The following is a 17,308-nucleotide window of genomic DNA, read 5'->3' on the forward strand; positions in this document are numbered from 1 at the left end:
GCGCCGCGTCATCGGTATCCGCGGCGCCGGTTCCAGCTGTCGATGTACCAGGCGTACAGGGTGTTGCCGAGGCCGAAGGTGCACAGGCTGAGCAGCACGTGCACGCCGATCGAGTTGGCTCGCCACGGCTGCCGCGAGTAGCGCCACTGCGCCCGGTTCCACCGGGCCACGTACCACGCGTAAATGATGTTGCCAACGCCGTAGGTGCAGATGAGCAGCAGATGCATGGTCACGGCGTTAGCTTTCCAATGGGTGAGTTCCCGGGCGAACGGTCCGTTCTCGCGGTTCCACCGAGCGATGCGCCTGGCGTAAATGATGTTGCCGATCCCGTACGTATAGATCAGCAGGAAATGCACCAACGGGTGGTGCCGTTTCGGGCCTTTCAACCGTCCCGTGAACGGTGCCGCCATCGGCTGTGATGCCGGCTGCGGGGCCGGATATTGCTGCCATGTCATGCGCTGCACCTCAGCCGCTCGCAGCACGGCCAGTTGCTGCTCCGCCTCGGCGGCGCGGTGCGCCTCGGCCAGCCGCTGGGCTTGCGCGACACGCAACGCTTCCGCTGCGGCGTTTGCCTCTGCCAGGCGTTTCTCCTCAGCCTGACGCAAGGTGTGGGCTGCCTGATCGGCCTCGACCCGGCGGGCAATTTCAGCCATCTGCAGAGCCTCCGCCATGCGAGCCGCCTCGGCTACGGCGGCAGTCTCAGCCACAGTCGACGGTTGCATTTGATGCGATTCTCTGGTCGAGACATGGACAACCACCGCGGCACGTTCGACATCGGTTCCGCGCTGCGCAATAGCGGTGCATGCGTGGCATACGTCCGCGCTTCGGCAAGATTCGCAGGCCGGCTGATCACATCCGGCGCAGACGCCAACCAGAGCGCCACAGCAGGCACCGTACGAATCGCCGCAGACTCGGCAGGTGATGGCCTCCGCGGCGGTGATCAGGTGTCCGTGCCGGTCGACCGTGATGTCGTCGGCTGCCACGGTGCCGTCTTCCAGGCGCACCACGAGCGGCTGTCCCGGCGCCAGCAGGGTGCGTCCGTTCAGCACATCGGCGCGCAATGGCGTGCCCGCACCGATCAGGTAGCGACGGACCGCCTGGCCCTTCCCGGAGGTCCACGTTTCTTCGACGCTGATCAGCTCCTCGTCGGCGACCTGCCGCAACGGTCGGTCAAGCGCCGCGAACGTCATCCGGGTCGGCTCGTCATCCCGGGTCACCACGTCGCGATGGTGCTCGAGCGCCCTGGCCCACTTCGGCGCCTCGAGCTCCGGTCCCGAGCCGGCGCCCTCGACTGGCAGCCGCCAGGTCGTAACGGTCCGGGACACCTCGGTTCCGGTCGCCGGGACGCTGAATGTCAATCCCGTCGGCTCGGGCTGCGGTGAAGGCCGGGCGCGCACCCAATCCGGTGTCAGGCCAGCATCGGCTACCTGCCGGGCGAGTCTGGATTCGGCGCCGAAGGTCGCGCCTGCGAGCCCGGGGACAAAACCGATCACCGCGTTGTCGCCGATGGTGAGCCGATAGAGGTACGACCGGTGCAGCCCCTCCACCAGAAGTTCGGCTTCGCCGGCTTGCGCCGAGGCGATCGCGCGTACCGGTGGCGGCGCGATGTGCGTACCGGTAACCAACGGTCCCGTAATCCGTACAGCGGTCATCGGTTCCCGGTCCGCGTCCTGCCACAGTTCCTGGTAGATCAGCTCGGGGCCGCGCAGGTCGATCCGCCGCGTGATCGTGAACGGCACGGCAGCCAGAGACGGCGCGACCGGCGGGCTCTGTTCTTGCCGCAGGTCGGCGAGCAGGGCCGCGAAGACGCTTTCGGCCGTGACGTCCGGCCCGGTCAGGTCCGGCAGCACGAACGCGGCAGCTCCGTCGATGTCCGCGCCGGCATCCATCCGAGCGTCCCACCAGGTGCTGTACTCGATTTCCGACCACAACGCGCCGGCCACTGAAGCCTCGGCGTCAACAGTCGAGCCGGCGGACACGAGCCCGGTCGACGGCGGCAGGCCCAGCCGGGTGGCCATGCCCCGCACCCGGGACCGGGTCTGATCCTCAACATCGGCCGCGGGCACCAGGACGCGGCGTTGCCCGTCTCGGCTCACATGGGTCGTGTGTCGTTCACCGACCAGCAGATACGCGTCCGCGCCGAGTCGCCAGCCCAGCTCCCAACGAGTGTCGATACTCGAATCGCGCACTGGATAACGGCAGTCCCCGCAGAACACACCGGACATACGGCAGGTGCCACAAACCGCGCGACCGCAGCCGGCGCAGTCCGAGACGACACGATCCGGCTCACACCTTCCACATCCTTCGGAACGGCAGATTTCGCAGCTGTGCAGGGCCGTTTCGTCGATGAGGTGGCCGCTGCCACACATGCTCAGCGTCGTGATCGGCTCGCCGGTCACCTCGCAAGCCGGACGCAAATCGGCGGACCAGGGATAGCGGATCTCGCGGGCCACACCGTCGGTGCGCTCCCAGCGTTCCACCACGGCGACCTGCCGTGGACCGTGCACCTCCAGGGCCAGCAGCTCTGCGCGCAGCTCCGTCTCGGCTCCCCGTTCCGCCGGTTCTCGCGAGGTCTCGACGGCCCGCTGCAGCTGCTCCATGCGCCGATTGACATTGTCCAGCGCGCTCGCGGTCCGTTTGGACTTCCAGATCCGATCCGCCTCGGCCAGCTGGCTTTCCAGGTAGTGAACTAGCGCTTCCTGTGCCTTACTCCGCTGCTCGCGCTCGGCCTCACGGGTCTGCAGCAGCTGCTTACCCAGCTGGCTGACAGCCGCATCCTCTACTCGGGCGAGGATGGTGGCCGGCTCCTGGTCGCCGGGAATTGGTGCTTCGTCAGCCAGCGGCAGCCGGCCGTCGTCGCCGGTAGGCAGGGACCCGACCTCGACGGTGACGAGCTCCTGGTTGCCGCTGGCGGTGTCCTCCTGCACGCGATAGGTGGCCCGCGCTGACCATGATTCATCGTGCTCGATACGCCGCCACGCCAAGCGCACCCGCGGGTCGTGCGGCAGCACAGGGTCCTGTGACGTGGGTTCGGGCATGGACCCGGTCAGGTCACCGCGCTGCCGTTGCACCGCCAGGATGTCGTCGAAGACATCCGAGCCGACCACGCAGAACTCCGCGTCCGGGTGGTGTTCGAGGGCCGCACCGGTAAAAGCGAGGTACAGCTGATCACGACCGAACTCGGCGGCCAGATCAGCCGGAAGGGCGGCCGCGACCAGATCCTCGGCAGGGCTGGAGACCTCGGCCCCAGCAGCGGCGAGAAAACCTCGTACGAAATGCTCAAGATCTTTCTGCCGCCGTCGCGGCTTTTCTGCGGTCTGCGGCAGCAGATCGCGAGCCTGCGGCTGCGCGGCACGGTGCGCCCGTTCCTGCTGGCGTTGGGCGAGCCAGGCGCTGAGCCCGGAGTCTGCGGTCATCATTTTCCCCGCACGGGTACGGGCGTCAGCGAGGTCGTTGCCCAGTTCATCGAGGCGGCGCTGCATGGTGTGGTCGCTGTTGGCATAGAGCGCTTCCAGCACTCGAGCCTCCATGCTGGTGTCCTGCGCACCGCCCAGCTCACCCAGGACCGTGACGACCTGGCCGAAAAGCAGCTCGAACATGGCAAGCTTGTCGTGCAGCAGCCGGTAGACGTTCTCGTCCAGGGTGTCGCGAGCGAACAGGTTGGCGATGTGCACGTTCCGGGTCTGGGTGATTCGATGCACCCGGCCGATCCGCTGTTCCACTCGCATCGGGTTCCAGGGCAGGTCGTAATTCAATACACAGTTGCTGACCTGCAGATTCTGTCCTTCGGCGCCAGCGTCGGTAGACAACAGCACCGGCGCGGCGCCGGACTTGAACCGTTCGACGGCCGCAGTTCGTGCCGCCGAGGTCATTCCGCCGTGGAACGCCGCCGCCGGGATACCTTCGACCACGAGCAGTTTCAGCAGGCCCTGCAGAGTGTCGGTGTGCTGAGTGAAGAGCAGTACTCGCCCGTGTTCGCCAATCCAGTCACGCAGGATCGATAGGGCGGCCTGCTCGCGGGAGGTGTGTCGGATGTCGCCGGCAAGATGACCGATATCGGTCAGCACCCGCCGCAGGTCGCCGTCGGGCTCCTTGCCGGCCATCCGCAGCGCGCTTTTCGACACCGCCTGTGGTGAGGCGGTCAGGCGCAACGCCAGCGCCTTGCGACGCATGGAGTCGCCGGGGCCGGTCATCCGGTGCCGCAAAGTGTCCACGATCAAGTTGTAAAGTTGCCGCTCCGGTGCGGTCAGTTCGACACCGCGGTCCAGCGGCGGCATCCGGTGCACCCGGTCGACGCCGGCCTGCTCCCGGGTGGTGCGCACAACCACGCTGCTGATCAGCCGCCGCAGCTCGGGGGCGTTGACTGGCCGGCGTGGGTCGCTCTGGTCAACAAATCGACGTTCGAAAGCGGCCTGCGAGTCGAACGTGCCAGGGCGCAACAGCTCGACCAGGCGGTAGAGCTCCAGCAGGTTGTTCTGCACCGGGGTGGCCGACAGGAACAGCACCCGGGGTGACTTGGCGATCAGCCGCTCGACGACCGCTCGGCGGGCGTGCGAGGCGGAGCCCGACAGCCGATGCGCCTCGTCAACAATGACCAGGTCGAAGGCGTCCTGCAGGTGCTGTTCGTTGCGGATCGCCAGCTCGAGCGTGATGATCAGGCGATCGGCCTGGAAGGCCTGCGGGTCACGGCCGGTCGTGACCACCTGGAAGTCTTCGTCGAATTTCTCCCGCAGCTCCTGGCGCCATTGCTCTCGCAGCGGTGCCGGGCAGATGATCACGATTCGGCGGGCCAGCCCGCGTAGCACCAGTTCCTTGAGGACCAGGCCGGCCTCCACAGTCTTGCCGAGGCCCACCTCGTCGGCGAGGACACCGCGCCCGCCCATCCGGGTCAGCACGGTACGCGCAGCGGCCTCCTGGTGCGCCATGTGCTCGATCTTGGCGGCGTCGACCGCAAGAAGCTCGTCGAACTGATCCAGGGTGGCGAGTCGCTCTCCCTCGAGGCGGGTTCGCACCGCGTCCGCGGGATCCCAGCCGCCATTTTCCAGAGCCGTGCGCAGGTTCTCCCGGGCGGTATCGAGAAAGCCGACGCCCTCGCGCCAGGTGTACTCATCGCGCTGCCGGAGCCGGTAGCGTGCCCCGGTGCTGATGCGCCGCCGGGTGCGCGACTCAGCGGCGGCACCGGCGCCGGCCGGCATGGGCGCGACCGGCGGGGACAGTGCCGGCGACACCACCTCCAGCCGGGCAGCCGGCGGCAACAACACCAACTCCACCACGGCGGCGCCGCGCTTCTCCAACCGCAGCAGCCCGCCGACACGAGCGGTGTCCTGCAGGTATTCAGCCAGGGCCTCTCCGGACAACTGACGGCGTCCGGCGGTCCACAGCGCAGGCACCTGCTCACCCGCAGCGACCAGGGTGACCTCCGCGCTGTGCTCGCCGAATCCGAGCCGATGCAGCTCGGCTGTGCTGAGGATGATCTCGCCGTGTTCGAGAAGTGCGTCGGTGATGACGCGTTCGATGCTGACCAGTTCACCCATGCTGCATTCCCAGCCGTTCTCGTCCTGCGGCGGTCACCGCCAGGCTCGTGTAGGTCATCCCATCCCGCTGCGCCTGGACAGTCTCCAGGTAGCCCGCGGCGCCGAGCGCGGACACTGCCTCGTCGAAGCGGCGCTCGGCGGCGCGTACGTGCCGCAGCGCACCGAATTGCGGGCAGCGCCGCAGACCGTCGCCGAGCGGACGATTGCCGATCGTCCCAGCGCCCAATACCGCCGCTTTCAGGCCGCCGGCGCCGTACCGGCCGGTGCGTAACCCGCTGGCCCAGGCCACTGCTTGCAGCACGGTCAGGTCCACGTTGATCAGCTGCTCCGGGTCCGGGACGGCCGAGGCGGGAAGGTCCTGCCAGAAGGAGCGCCCACCACAGTTGTCGCAGGCCTGCTGTCCAACACCGCACGCGGTGGCGGGGAAGCCGAAGTAGCCGATCACCTCGGCCCGCCGGCAGGTCCCGGCGCCGGTGTAGGCGATCACCGCGTCCAGTTGCGCGTGCTGCCATCGGCTCCACCGCTCGATCTCGCGGCGCAGCGCGGGCTCGTTCACCCGGGCGGCGAGCAGTCGTACCCGACGGTGCCGCCGCGTCGACGAGAACGTCAGGAAGCGGTCCAGTGACCATGCGACCAGGTCCTGCTCCAGCCGATCCGGGTCGGCACCGTGCTGCTCACCGAGCCGCTCGAAGTCGATCCTGCTGCCCACCTCCGGCCGCAGGTTGAGCAGTAAAGCCGTCTCTCGGAACCGGATCCGTTCGTCAAGGTCGGCAGGTTCCCGTACGCCGATGTGCACGGTTCCCCGGGCCGAGCAATCGGGCAGCTGCACCAGCGTGCCGGTGCGCTCCAGCCAGGCGAGCAGCACGTTCAGCTCGTCGGGTTCGACACCAACCGTCTCGGCCAGTGCGTCCGGGTCGAACACGACGTCGCCGCCCCGGCGCGGTCCGCTTTCCAGCAGCCGGAGAACGGTTCGCAATCGGTCGAGCCGCTGCCCCGCGCCGGTGTCGGTGAGCCGCCGGCGCCGGCGTCCCGCGTCCCGGGCCGTGTGCAGCAGCACGCACTCACCGGTCAGACCCGGTGACCGGGCAGCTCGTCCGGCCTCCTGCACATATGCGTCGAGCGACTCGGGGAGATCGAAGTGCACCACCCAGGCGATGTCGGGCTTGTCAACGCCCATGCCGAACGCCTTGGTCGCCACGATGACCTGGGTAGTGCCGGCCAAGAAATCCTCCTGCACCACCTCGCGCTGCTCGGGCACCATCCCGGCGTGGTAATGCCGTGCGGTCAGGCCGGCCCGGCGCAGCAGCGCGGCAATCTCCTCGGTGATCGAGCGCCGGGACGCATACACGATCCCCGGCGCACCCTTCATGGCCACAGCGATCCGCAGCAATTCACGCGCACGCTCGCGCTCCCCGGCGACCTGCACCACTCGGAGGCTCAGGTTCGGCCGGTCCGACGGCAGGCTGACGGTAACCGGCTCGGTCATTTCCAGAGCGCTGATGATGTCCTGCGCCACCGGCGGCGTCGCCGTCGCGGTCAGCGCCATCCGAGGTGCCCGCCCAAGATGCGCGACCGCCTGCGAGACGCGTCGGAACTCCGGCCGGAAGTCGTGTCCCCAATCGCTGACGCAATGCGCCTCGTCGACCACGAGCCCGGCGAGATCCTGGCGTTGCAGGGCACGATGCAGCACCGGATCGCGGACCAGCCGTTCCGGCGACACGTACAGCAGCCGTACTTTGCCGGCGGCCAGATCCCGCAGGATCTCGCTGCGAACGCTCGACGGGGTGGTGCCCGTAATGCCCTGCACGCCACGCAGGCCGAGCCGGCCACGCAGCCCGTCGAGCTGATCCTTGATCAGAGCGACCAGCGGGCTCACCACGACGGTCGCCCGGTTCTCGGCTCGAAGCATCGCCGGCAACTGAAAACAGAGTGATTTGCCCGTGCCGGTCGGCAGAATCCCCACCGTGTCCGCCCCGGCCAGGTGGGCGAGCATGAGCCGCAACTGCGATTCCCGTAACTCCTCGACCCCGAAGATCACCCGGGCCGCTTCGCGCAGCTTCGGCTCCGGATCCTCGCCCGGGATCAGCCGCAGCCGTGCCAACTCGGCGCTCCGGTCATCGCCGTCGGCCTGCAGAGCCGTAGTCAGGTCCGGGTCTGCACCGGTCACGAATCGCAGGGCGAACCGCCACGCGTCGTCCCGGTCCTCGGCGAGGTGCAGGCGCGGACCGGGCAGAGTGGAAAGCAACATCCGGTTCGCCGCGCCCGGCGATTGCATCCGCCGATCACAGATCAGGGCGACGCCGCGGTCGGCCTCGGTACGAATCAGGCGGCCGAAGCCCTGGGCCAGCAACACCGCCGTCTTGGGAACGAGGTACTCCAGGAAGGGATCACCACCGCGGTCGGCCACCGCGCGTACCCGGGCGGCCACCACTGCATCGCCCGGGTGCGGGTACGGCGGCTTCTCGATAACCAGATAACTGAGCGTCTCGCCGGGCGCGTCGAATCCTTGCCAGTACGTTCGCAGCCCGTAGACGACCGTTCCCGGCTCAGCACGGAAGCGCCGCCCGATCTCGGCCGGACCGACCTCCCCCTGCACCAGAATCCGCACCCCACGGGCAGCGAGGTCGTCCGCATGCCGAGCGACCCGCTCTGCCACCGCGGTCATCCGCTGCCGGGCCGCGAACAGCGTCATCGCTCGGCCACCGGTCAGCGACAGCAGGCCGACCTGGTCACGAGCCAGGTCCTCGGTGAACTCCCGTTCCTGGGCCGGAATCGGCATCGGCAGATGATTGGTCAACACGACAGCTGACTGCTGCGCATGATCGAACGGACTGCGCAGTCGTCGCCCGTCGAAGACACCCGGTGCACTGCTTCCCGGTTCCACTCGCACACCTAGCCGGGCACCGATGAAGTCGAAGGTCTCCCCCACCGTCAGCGTGGCGCTGGTCAACGTCACGCTGCGAGCCTTCTGCACGATGCCGGTGGCGAACGCCGAACCCACGTCGATCGGCACGCTCTCGAAAAGCCAGTCGGTCTCGGCCCGCAGCTGGTACACCCAAAGATGCTCGTCCGGCAGATCGTGGAGCCGCCCGAGCACCTCATCGGCCTGGTCAACCGCCCGCAGCAGACCGCTCACGCGAGTAAGAACTCCCGCCATCAATGCTCGCGGGACCTGCGAGTTCCGCTCCTGCATCGCTCGCACGGCCGTTTCCAGTGCGGTGAGCTCGGCACCGAGCTGCCCCAAGGACCGCTGCACAGTCCGCGCCTGCTGCGCCAACCTGCCGTATTCGGGCCGCGTCTGTACCAGGCCTCGCCGCAGGACCGCGGATCGTCCCGGCCCGCCGTACTCGTGCAGATAGCCGGCCACCGTCCCGGCCAGCAGCTCGGTGTCCTGCCGCAGCCGACGCGCCAGCCCGGCCAGCTTCCCACCACCGCGCAGGTCAGCACCTCGCCGGGCCAGTGACCGCAGGTGCCGGTCCAGCCCGAACCGGCTGTCCACCCGCGCTGCCAAGGCCGCCAGATCACGCTCGCCGACCTGAGAGGTCCAGGCGTTGGTGAGCGAGTCCTCAAGCTCGTGGGCCTCGTCAAATACGAGGTCACTGACCCCGTCGGCCAGCACGTCGCCGGGAGTGCGGATGCCCTCCTGCGCAAGCTTGGCCCAAGCCGCGATCAGGGCGTGGTTGACCGCCACCACGCCGGGGCGCTCACCCATTCCGGCCAGCCGGCGAAACAGCGGGCATTCATCGACGTACGGACATGCGCGGCGTTCACAGGATGCGGCATCGGTGCGCAGCGTGTCGCGTGTTCCTCGATATTCCGCGGAGCCACGAACCACGTCGGTATCCGCCACGTCGTCCCAGACTCCCGTTGCTGACACCGCCAGCGCCCTTACCGCCACGGCCAGCGCCAGCCAGTGCATCGGTCCGGAGCCCGGGCCGGGGGCCGCCAATGCCGACGCCACTTCCCGGGTGCAGATGTAGTTACCCACCCCGAAAAGCTGCCGGAACGGCGCATGGAACAGCCCCTGCCGCTGCATGCGCTCGGCATCCCGGCGCAACTGATGCTGCAGCACTTTGGTCGCCGTGGCCACCACGACGGGCCGCTCACCCGTACCGGCACGCCCGGCTGCTGCCGACAGATAGGCAAGTGATTTCCCCGTCCCGGTCGGCGCCTCGATGGCAAGCAGGCCACCGGCGTCCAGAACGTCGGCAACGGCTCGGGCCATTTCCTGCTGCGGCGCCCGATCGGCGTAGCCGAGTTCACGCATTTTCTCAAGACCTGCTCGAACCGCTTCGCCCGAGGTCCGATAAGGCTGTTCACCGCTGATCGGCACCAGCAGCGGATCATCACGGCAGGCCAGACCATCGGCCGGAGCCGCCGGTAACGGCGTTTCGGAAAGAATCATCGCCCAGTCGTTGCCTGCGGCTGCCATACAGCCGCGGGCGAGACTCCACGAAGGGTCGGAAAGATCGATCTTCTTCCAGATCAGCTGCAGACAATTCGCGACCGCCGTGGCCTGCTCCATCGATCCCGGTCCAGGCGCGGCCATCCCCAGCGCCTCGCACAGTTCACCGAGCGTGTCCGCCGGCCGAGTGGGGTCCTCCAACAGCGCCAGCAGCCGCAGATCAAGACGTACGCCGGAAGACCGGTCAGCCACCTCGCCAAAGGTGACCACGCCGATCCTGTCATCGACGCCCACCTGGTGGAACGAACCGCAGACGCCGTCTGCGAGCCGTGCTGCCGCATCCCCATGAACTGCTACGAGATCGTCGATGCCGAGGGGATCCGCCATGGGCACCTGGAACCACGCCGGCTGTTCGGGTTCGAACGACCCGGGATCACCGACGACCTCCGCCTCAGGGACGACCGGCGAGAGCCGACCATCGTCGTCCAGCGTGAAACACGCTGGGAATCGCTCCGGGAGCCGCAGGAGACGCGCGACCGGCATGACAATGCCTTGATCCCGCAGAATCCCTTCTAAGACTTCTGGCCTTCGAGCCTCGGCGGCCACCAGGTCAGCCACTGCGGCAACATTAGGCGGCAGATCCTCCGCCAATGCCGTTCCCCCGTACTTTGCGACTTGCCTTTGCCGTCCCGCATTTAGCGACCTCAGGGGCCGTCTGATCTTAAATAGGTCAGACTCTTCCGCAACACCCCCCTGAATCCTGAAACTCTTCCCCGTCAACAATCCAGCCGAACGGCCACGCAGACATCATCCGATCGCCGCCGAGCGGTACACGCCCGCCAAGCAGCCGGTCGCAATGTTTCGTGTTCACCACCGCGCGAACGGTTGACTGCGGGCCGGCTTGCCCGGTGAGCCGGCCCGCAGGCCGGCGCCGGACGGGTGGGCAGGCGCAACTGCTCGGTGTGCCGGCGCGCAGCGCGTCCGGCGCATCGGTGCCGGGGCCGCAGGCGCGGAACCAGACGTCGGCAACGCCGTGGGGGGGGGGGGGGGGGGGGGGGGGGGGGCCGCCCCCCCCCCCCCCCCGCGCCCCGGGGGGGGGGGGGGGGTGGGGGGGGGGGGGGGGGGGGGGGGGGGGGGGGGGGGGGGGGGCCGCGGGGGGGGCGCCCCCCCGCGGGCGGCCCCCCCCCCCCCCCCCCCCCCCCCCGCCCCCCCGGGGCCCCCCCCCCCCCCCCCCCCCCGCCCCCGGGGGGGGGGGGGGCGCCCCCCCCCCCCCCCCCCCCCACGGCTCACTCCGGAATCACCGTCGTTGAGGCGCGTTATTTGCGGGCGCGGTTGGGGCGGTGTTTGCGGATCCACGCTTCGACGTCGTCGGCCAGCCAGACGCGGCCCATGGCCAGCGTTTGGTACGGCTCCGGGAAGTCGGCCTTGGTGGTCAGCTGTTGGACGCGTTGCCGGGATCGTCCGAGGCGGCGCTGGATTTCCTGGATGCCCATCAGCGCGGGACGTCCGCCTGTCATGTGCCGGCTCTGGTTCGTAGCATCGGGTACAGGTGGGGGCCGTCCTCGGTCAGGCGGTACGCCTCGAGCCGGCGGTAGCCGTGCCGGGCGTACAGAGCGCTGTTCCGGGGGCCGGTGGCTTCCAGGTAGGCGGGCTGGTCGAGCCGGGCGTGGTGGTGCCGGAGCAGGGCTGAGCCGTGGCCGTGGGACTGCCGGCCGGGGAGTGCGGCGAGGAACGCCAGGTAGGTGTGCGGCTCGCGGTCGTGGTGGGCGTGCATCGCCTGGTCGAGGGTCTGGAAGCGGTGCAGGGCGGGGCCGGTGATGACGGCCAGTCGCTGGTCGTAGTCCTCGATCGGGGGTGCCGGGGTGGTGTCGTACCAGACGGCGCAGGCTTCTTCTCCCAGCAGGTCGACGTGTCCGTGGGTGAGGGCGTGGTCGGTGAGCATGGCGAAGTACGGCGGGTAGGCGCGGCGGCGCAGGCCGGGGTCGGGGATGAGCCAGTCGGCGAGGTCGCCGTCCTGGAACGCGGCGGCGAGGATGCCGGCGATCGTGGCGAGGTCGCCGGTGGTGGCGCGGCGGATGCTGGTGGCGGTGCCGGCCGGGTTCATCGCACGTCTCCGGCCTGGGCGGAAGCGTCGGCGTCGAGCAGGGTCTGGTGGGCGCCGGCCCCGATGGCGGCGTAGACGGCGGGCCGGGCAGCGCGCAGGTAGAGCGCCCACACCATGCCGAGAACGGCTGTGACCCCGAAAGCGGCCGGGAAGATCCAGCGCCACGGTGAGGACGGTTCGACGCCGAGGAGTACGTGGAACTGCTGCAGGGTGATCGCCAGGATCCAGCCGAGGGCGCCGGCGGCGACCAGCGGGGCGAGTACGCCGCGGGCGGCGCCGACGGTTGCGCGGTGGGCGGGGCGCAGGAAGTAGCCGGCGACCGCGATCGACGTGACCAGCATGAGGATGAGCACGCCGAGCCCACCGGTGACGGTGATCCAGAAGAACAGGTTGATCATCGGGTCCCAGCCGGCGTACGCGTACACGCCGAGCACGACGCAGGCCAGGACGGTCTGGGTGATCGACGCGACGTGCGGGGACCGGCTGCGCACGCTGGTGCGGGCCAGGGCGCGGGGCAGTACGCCTTCGCGCCCGAGGGCGAAGAAGTAACGGGCGGCCGTGTTGTGGAACGACAGCAGCGCCGCGAACAGGCTGGTGATGAAGAGCAGGTGACCGGCGACGAGCAGCGACGACGGTACGTACGGCGTGGCCAGGTCGAAGATCAGTTCGGTGCCGTGCTCGGTGGCGGCGGCCACGATGTCGCCGGGCCCGACCGCGACGGTCATGGCGAGGGCGCACAGGCTGTAGAGGACACCGATGACGGCCAGCGCGATGTAGGTGGCCCGGGCGACGGTCCGCTGCGGATCCTTCGACTCCTCGGAGAAGACCGCCGTGCCCTCGAAGCCGACGAAGCCGGTGATCGCGGTGACCAGCACCGCGCCGATCCCGGCGGTGAGCAGCCGGGACGGGGCGATGGCGGTGAGGTCGGCGTGGCCGCCGGCCGGGTGGGCGAGGTGCACGGCGGCGAGGACGAGCGCGACGGCGATCTCGGCGATCAGCAGGGTGGCCAGGACGCGGCCGTTGAGGTCGACCCGCCGGACGCCGAGCAGCCCGACGACCGCCCACCCGGCCAGCGCGCACAGCCACCAGGGCACGGAACGGCCGGTGTGCGCGCCGACGAAGTCGGCGCTGACCTTGCCGAACCCGCCGTACAGGCCGATCTGCATGGTGTTGTAGGCGAGCACGGCCACGGCGGACGCACCGACGCCGGGCACCCGGCCGAGCCCGTGCGTGACGTAGGTGTAGAACGCGCCCGAGTTGACGACCTGGCGTGACATCGCGACGTAGCCGACCGAGAAGACCGCGAGGACGAGCGCGACGAAGAGGTAGCCGACCGGGATGCCGACGACGCCGGTGACGGCCCAGCCGGTGGTGGCGCCGCCGGCGATGACGGTCAGTGGTGCGGCGGCGGCCATCACGATGCAGACCACCGGCCACACGCCGAGGCGTCCGGCGGCCAGGGCCTGCTCGATCGTACGGCGTGAGCGGGGCGGAGAAGACTGGTGGGACATGGGAACCCTCTCAGGAATTGATCGCGACGGTGTTGCCGACGAGCCGGTCGAGGTGGCGCAACAGGGTGGGGATCGGTGGCCGGATGCGCCGGCTGTCGTGCCCGAGCCGCTGGATGACCTGCGCCGGGCTGCTGAACACGCGGCGGTAGACGCCGGTGGACAGGCAGAGCCCGGCCAGCACCTGGTCGAACGCGTCGAAGTGGTAACCGCGCTCGGCCACCATGTTCAGGCGCGCGCACGTCCAGTACGCCTTGTTGTTGTCGGTCGGCGCGTAACCGCTGCGCGGCGGCCCGAACAGTCGCCGGCGCGGCACCTCGACGAGGTCGCCGGAGCGGATCAGGCGGCGCGCGACCTGCTCGTACGCATGGAAGTGCCCTGATGCGTACGACGGGCGGGCGGACAGATAGCGCAGCCAGTCGGGTACCGGGACCGGGTCGGGCTGGCTCATCACCTCGGTGAGGAGGGTGTGCGCGAGCGCGTCGGGCGGCGGGCGCCGGCTGGTGACCACCAGCTTGTCGCCGTCGACGGCGAGGTGGTTGGTGACCGCGAGCTCGGCCAGCAGGGCGCACGCGAGCCCGGCCGCGATGAGGTCCTGGTCGACGCGGAGGCGGTGCCCGTCGTGGGCCAGACGGAAGAGGTCGTCGGCGAAGAGCGGCCACAGGTTGTTCCCGCGGGCGTGCGAGTACCCGTACCCGGCGCCGGGATGGTTGTCGTCGAAGGTTCCGGACATGCCCCGTCTTTTCGGTAGTCTTCGATACCAGGGGTGACGCACGACTACCCTACGCACGACAATTAGCGCGCGACAAGGGTGAATGCGTTCACCCGACGGGGTGGACGCTGGGCGCGTCGCCGGAACCTCGATAGGCTGGGCTGATTGCGGGGAGAGGGCGGGCATGGCGGCGCAGCAGGGCGGCTCGTTCGGGCTGGACGACTTCGGCGTCGACGACCGGCTGCGGCTGTTCTCCTACGTCAACGCGGACAACCGGCTGGCGTACATCTGGCTGCTCCGGGCGTTCGAGAGTGCCCGCAACAGCTACCAGGTCGTGCTGCACACCTCGGAGGTCCAGGCCGCGCTGGGCGGGCTTCACGACGTACATCCGGAATGTCCTGACCCGGCGGCGCTGGAGCTGCCGCGCCTGCTGGACGCGCTGGTCGAGTGGGGTGTCCTCGACCGGAGTCAGGACGGGGCGCGGGCGGCCACCCTCGCCGAGTACCGGAACCGGCATTCGGTGTACCAGTTCACCGAGGCCGGCTACCGGGCGCATCGTGCGGTGGAGAGTGTGCTGGCGGCGGGGCTGGACGACAGCACACTGTCCCGGCTGGTGTTCGCGGATCTGCTCGCCGACCTGAAGGCTCTGCGGGACGCCAACGAGAAGGGTGACGCCGAGGAGGTCTACCGGAAGCTGAACCGGTTGGACCGGGCACTGGCCGACGTGGCGGAGCGAGCGGCGCGGTTCTATCACATGCTCGGGGATCTGGGCCGCACTCACGACGTACGCCCGGAAGTGTTCTTGAGTCACAAGGATGCGTTGCTGGCGCACCTGCGGGACTTCCACGACGAGTTGCAGCGGTACACGCCGCGGTTGCGGGAGGCCGTGGTCGAGGTCGAGGTGACCGGTCTTGATCGGATGGTCGAAGCGGCGGCGGAGGCGGACGAGCGGTTGTTCTCCACGCCGGCGGAGCGGTTGGCGGACTGGCGGCGGCGGTGGGCGGGGCTGCGGTCGTGGCTGGCGCCGGCCGGTGACGCGCCCAGTGAGGCCGAGCGGCTGGGTGGCGCGACGATGGCGGCGATCGGCGATGTGCTGGCGTTGCTGCGGCGGGTGACCGAGGCGCGGCGCGGCGGGGTGAGCCGGGAGTCGCAGTTGCGGCACCTGGCGGCGTGGTTCACCGGGGCCGGGTCGGAGGAGGCCGCGCACGCGATCTTCGACGTGGTGTTCGGGTTGGGCGCACCGCGGCATGTCGGGGTGGCGTATGCCGACCCGGAGGCGATCGCGAGTCGTTTGTCCTGGTGGGAGGCGCCGGCGGTGGAGTTGTCGCGGTCGCTGGTCCAGTCGGGGCGCTTGCCCGGGCAGGGTAACGGGCGGCCGGCGCGGATCGACCGGTCGGAGGCTTCGCGGCGGGCGCTGCGGGAGCGGCAGGTGGCCGGGGAACGGCGTCAGGCCGATGCGGCGGCGCGGCTGATCGCGGTGGAGGATGTGGAGCTCGACGACGCGCAGGCGGATGCGTTGCGGCGGTTGCTGGACATCGCGCTCTCCGCCCGCACCGCCGGTCGCCGGGACACACCGCTGGCCGCGGCGGCTTTCGGCGTACGGCTGACGTTGACCCCCACGCCCGGAAGGTTCAGCACGGTCGTGACCGAATCCGGTCGGCTGCACCTCGACGGTTACGAGTTGTCGGTGACGGCGGCCGGCCACACCGCGGTGACCGCGTGAGGTTCGCCGCGGAGGTCTCCGACCTGGAGCTGGCCGACTACCAGCGGGCGGTCCGCCTGTTGCTGCGCCACCCGTTGATCACCGCCACGTTCCCCGACGAGAAAGCCCTTCCCCGGGTACGTCGTTTCTCCGCCGAACTGCGCCGGGATCTGTCCGAGGCGTTCGGCTACCGGCTGGAGTTGCACGGCGCGACGGCGCGGCTGGTGCGCACGGCGGACCGGCTGGACCCGGATCGTCCGGCGCTGTCCCGGACCGGGCGTCCGTTCGACCGTCAGCGGTACGCGTACCTGTCGTTGTGCCTGGCCACCCTGGGCCGGGCCGGTATCCAGATCACGCTGAGCGAGCTGGCCGACGCGGTCGCCGGCGACGCGAACCGGATCACCGGCCTGGGCCTGGACCCGGATTCCGGTGCCGACCGGCGCGCGTTCGTGGACGCGGTCGCGTGGCTGGAGGAGCGGGGTGTGCTGCGCCTGGCCGACGGGTCGAGCACGGCGTGGGCCAGCGATCCGGGCAGTGGTGAGGCGCTGTACGACGTGGCCCGGGACGCGGTGTTCGCGCTGTTCCGGCCGCCGCGGGTGTTGCAGCACATCGCGTCGGTGTCGGCGCTGCTGGACCGGTCGTTGACGAGCAGCGGCAACGCGGAGCGCCGGGCCGCGGCGCAGGCCGCCCGGCGGACCGTGCTGGAACGGCCCGTGGTGTATTTCGACGACGTGAGCGCCGAGGTCGGCAACCACCTACGCGGTCAGGCGCTGCCGGCGGACCTGTTCCGGCTGACCGGGCTGCGCCTGGAACGGCGATCCGAGGGTGTGCTGCTGGTCGACACGGCGGGATGGTCGGCGGAGCGGTTCCCGGGCGCCGGGAGTGTGGCGCAGGCGGCGGTGCTGCTGGCGGTCGCGATCGCCGAGCGGGTGTCCGACCCGGACGGCCGGAGGGCACGCCGGATGCCGATGCCGGATCCCGCTGACGCGCAGCTGTCGCTGGTCGCGCGGGTGGATGCGGGTCTGCCGGCCGGGATTCCGATGGCCGGCGACGAGCCGGAGCCGGTCGAGGAGGCCGAGGACGAGACCGGTGAGCGGCGGCTGCCGCTGATCACGGACAGTTTCCTGCGTGAGGCGACGGCGGATCTTCTTGCCACGTACGGGTCGGCGTTCGGCGCGACCTGGCACGCGGATCCGGAGCGGCTGCGGCGGGAGGCGGTGGCGTTGCTCGTACGCTTCGACGCGGTGACGGCCGTGCCCGGCGGGGTGCTCGCCCGTCCCCTGATCGGCCGTTACCGCAGCACGAGAGCCCAGGTCAAACAGCGCACGCTGTTCTAGCAGAGG

General features: G+C 69.9%; 8 protein-coding genes. 2 read left to right on the top strand and 6 right to left on the bottom strand.

Features of this window, described 5'->3' with window-relative positions:
* Nucleotides 1-8 precede the first annotated feature (8 nt).
* The 6 genes from ACH442_RS42815 to ACH442_RS42840 all read right to left on the bottom strand — a co-directional run bounded on the left by ACH442_RS42815 (nt 9) and on the right by ACH442_RS42840 (nt 14,284).
* Nucleotides 9-5,534: an SNF2-related protein gene (locus ACH442_RS42815; protein WP_396343897.1), complete on the bottom strand. Its 5,526-nt coding sequence runs from the start codon at nt 5,532-5,534 to the stop codon at nt 9-11.
* Complete coding sequence (locus ACH442_RS42820) at nt 5,527-10,557, bottom strand: RecQ family ATP-dependent DNA helicase (protein ID WP_396343898.1); 5,031 nt, start codon at nt 10,555-10,557, stop codon at nt 5,527-5,529. The genes ACH442_RS42815 and ACH442_RS42820 overlap by 8 nt, the downstream gene beginning before the upstream one ends.
* A 698-nt stretch (nt 10,558-11,255) precedes the next feature.
* Nucleotides 11,256-11,456: a helix-turn-helix transcriptional regulator gene (locus ACH442_RS42825; protein ID WP_396343899.1), complete on the bottom strand. Its 201-nt coding sequence runs from the start codon at nt 11,454-11,456 to the stop codon at nt 11,256-11,258.
* Nucleotides 11,453-12,043, bottom strand: a complete 591-nt coding sequence (locus tag ACH442_RS42830; RefSeq protein ID WP_396343900.1) for a GNAT family N-acetyltransferase — start codon at nt 12,041-12,043, stop codon at nt 11,453-11,455. The genes ACH442_RS42825 and ACH442_RS42830 overlap by 4 nt, the downstream gene beginning before the upstream one ends.
* Complete coding sequence (locus tag ACH442_RS42835) at nt 12,040-13,554, bottom strand: APC family permease (protein WP_396343901.1); 1,515 nt, start codon at nt 13,552-13,554, stop codon at nt 12,040-12,042. The genes ACH442_RS42830 and ACH442_RS42835 overlap by 4 nt, the downstream gene beginning before the upstream one ends.
* A gap of 10 nt (nt 13,555-13,564) precedes the next feature.
* Nucleotides 13,565-14,284: a GPP34 family phosphoprotein gene (locus ACH442_RS42840; RefSeq protein ID WP_396343902.1), complete on the bottom strand. Its 720-nt coding sequence runs from the start codon at nt 14,282-14,284 to the stop codon at nt 13,565-13,567.
* 163 nt (nt 14,285-14,447) lie between these two features.
* Here ACH442_RS42840 and ACH442_RS42845 point away from each other — a divergent pair, with 163 nt between their 5' ends.
* Together ACH442_RS42845 and ACH442_RS42850 are read left to right on the top strand one after the other, a co-directional pair.
* Nucleotides 14,448-15,986: a TIGR02677 family protein gene (locus ACH442_RS42845; RefSeq protein WP_396343903.1), complete on the top strand. Its 1,539-nt coding sequence runs from the start codon at nt 14,448-14,450 to the stop codon at nt 15,984-15,986.
* Complete coding sequence (locus tag ACH442_RS42850; RefSeq protein ID WP_396343904.1) at nt 15,983-17,302, top strand: DUF2398 family protein; 1,320 nt, start codon at nt 15,983-15,985, stop codon at nt 17,300-17,302. The genes ACH442_RS42845 and ACH442_RS42850 overlap by 4 nt, the downstream gene beginning before the upstream one ends.
* Nucleotides 17,303-17,308 lie beyond the last annotated feature (6 nt).

This window comes from Actinoplanes sp. NPDC020271 (assembly GCF_044388125.1).
GTDB lineage: Bacteria > Actinomycetota > Actinomycetes > Mycobacteriales > Micromonosporaceae > Actinoplanes.

Coding starts and splice junctions, on each gene's coding strand:
- ACH442_RS42825 (WP_396343899.1), bottom strand. CDS start 11,456: ATGACAGGCGGACGTCCCGCGCTGATGGGCATCCAGGAAATCCAGCGC.
- ACH442_RS42845 (WP_396343903.1), top strand. CDS start 14,448: ATGGCGGCGCAGCAGGGCGGCTCGTTCGGGCTGGACGACTTCGGCGTC.
- ACH442_RS42840 (WP_396343902.1), bottom strand. CDS start 14,284: ATGTCCGGAACCTTCGACGACAACCATCCCGGCGCCGGGTACGGGTAC.
- ACH442_RS42830 (WP_396343900.1), bottom strand. CDS start 12,043: ATGAACCCGGCCGGCACCGCCACCAGCATCCGCCGCGCCACCACCGGC.
- ACH442_RS42815 (WP_396343897.1), bottom strand. CDS start 5,534: ATGGGTGAACTGGTCAGCATCGAACGCGTCATCACCGACGCACTTCTC.
- ACH442_RS42835 (WP_396343901.1), bottom strand. CDS start 13,554: ATGTCCCACCAGTCTTCTCCGCCCCGCTCACGCCGTACGATCGAGCAG.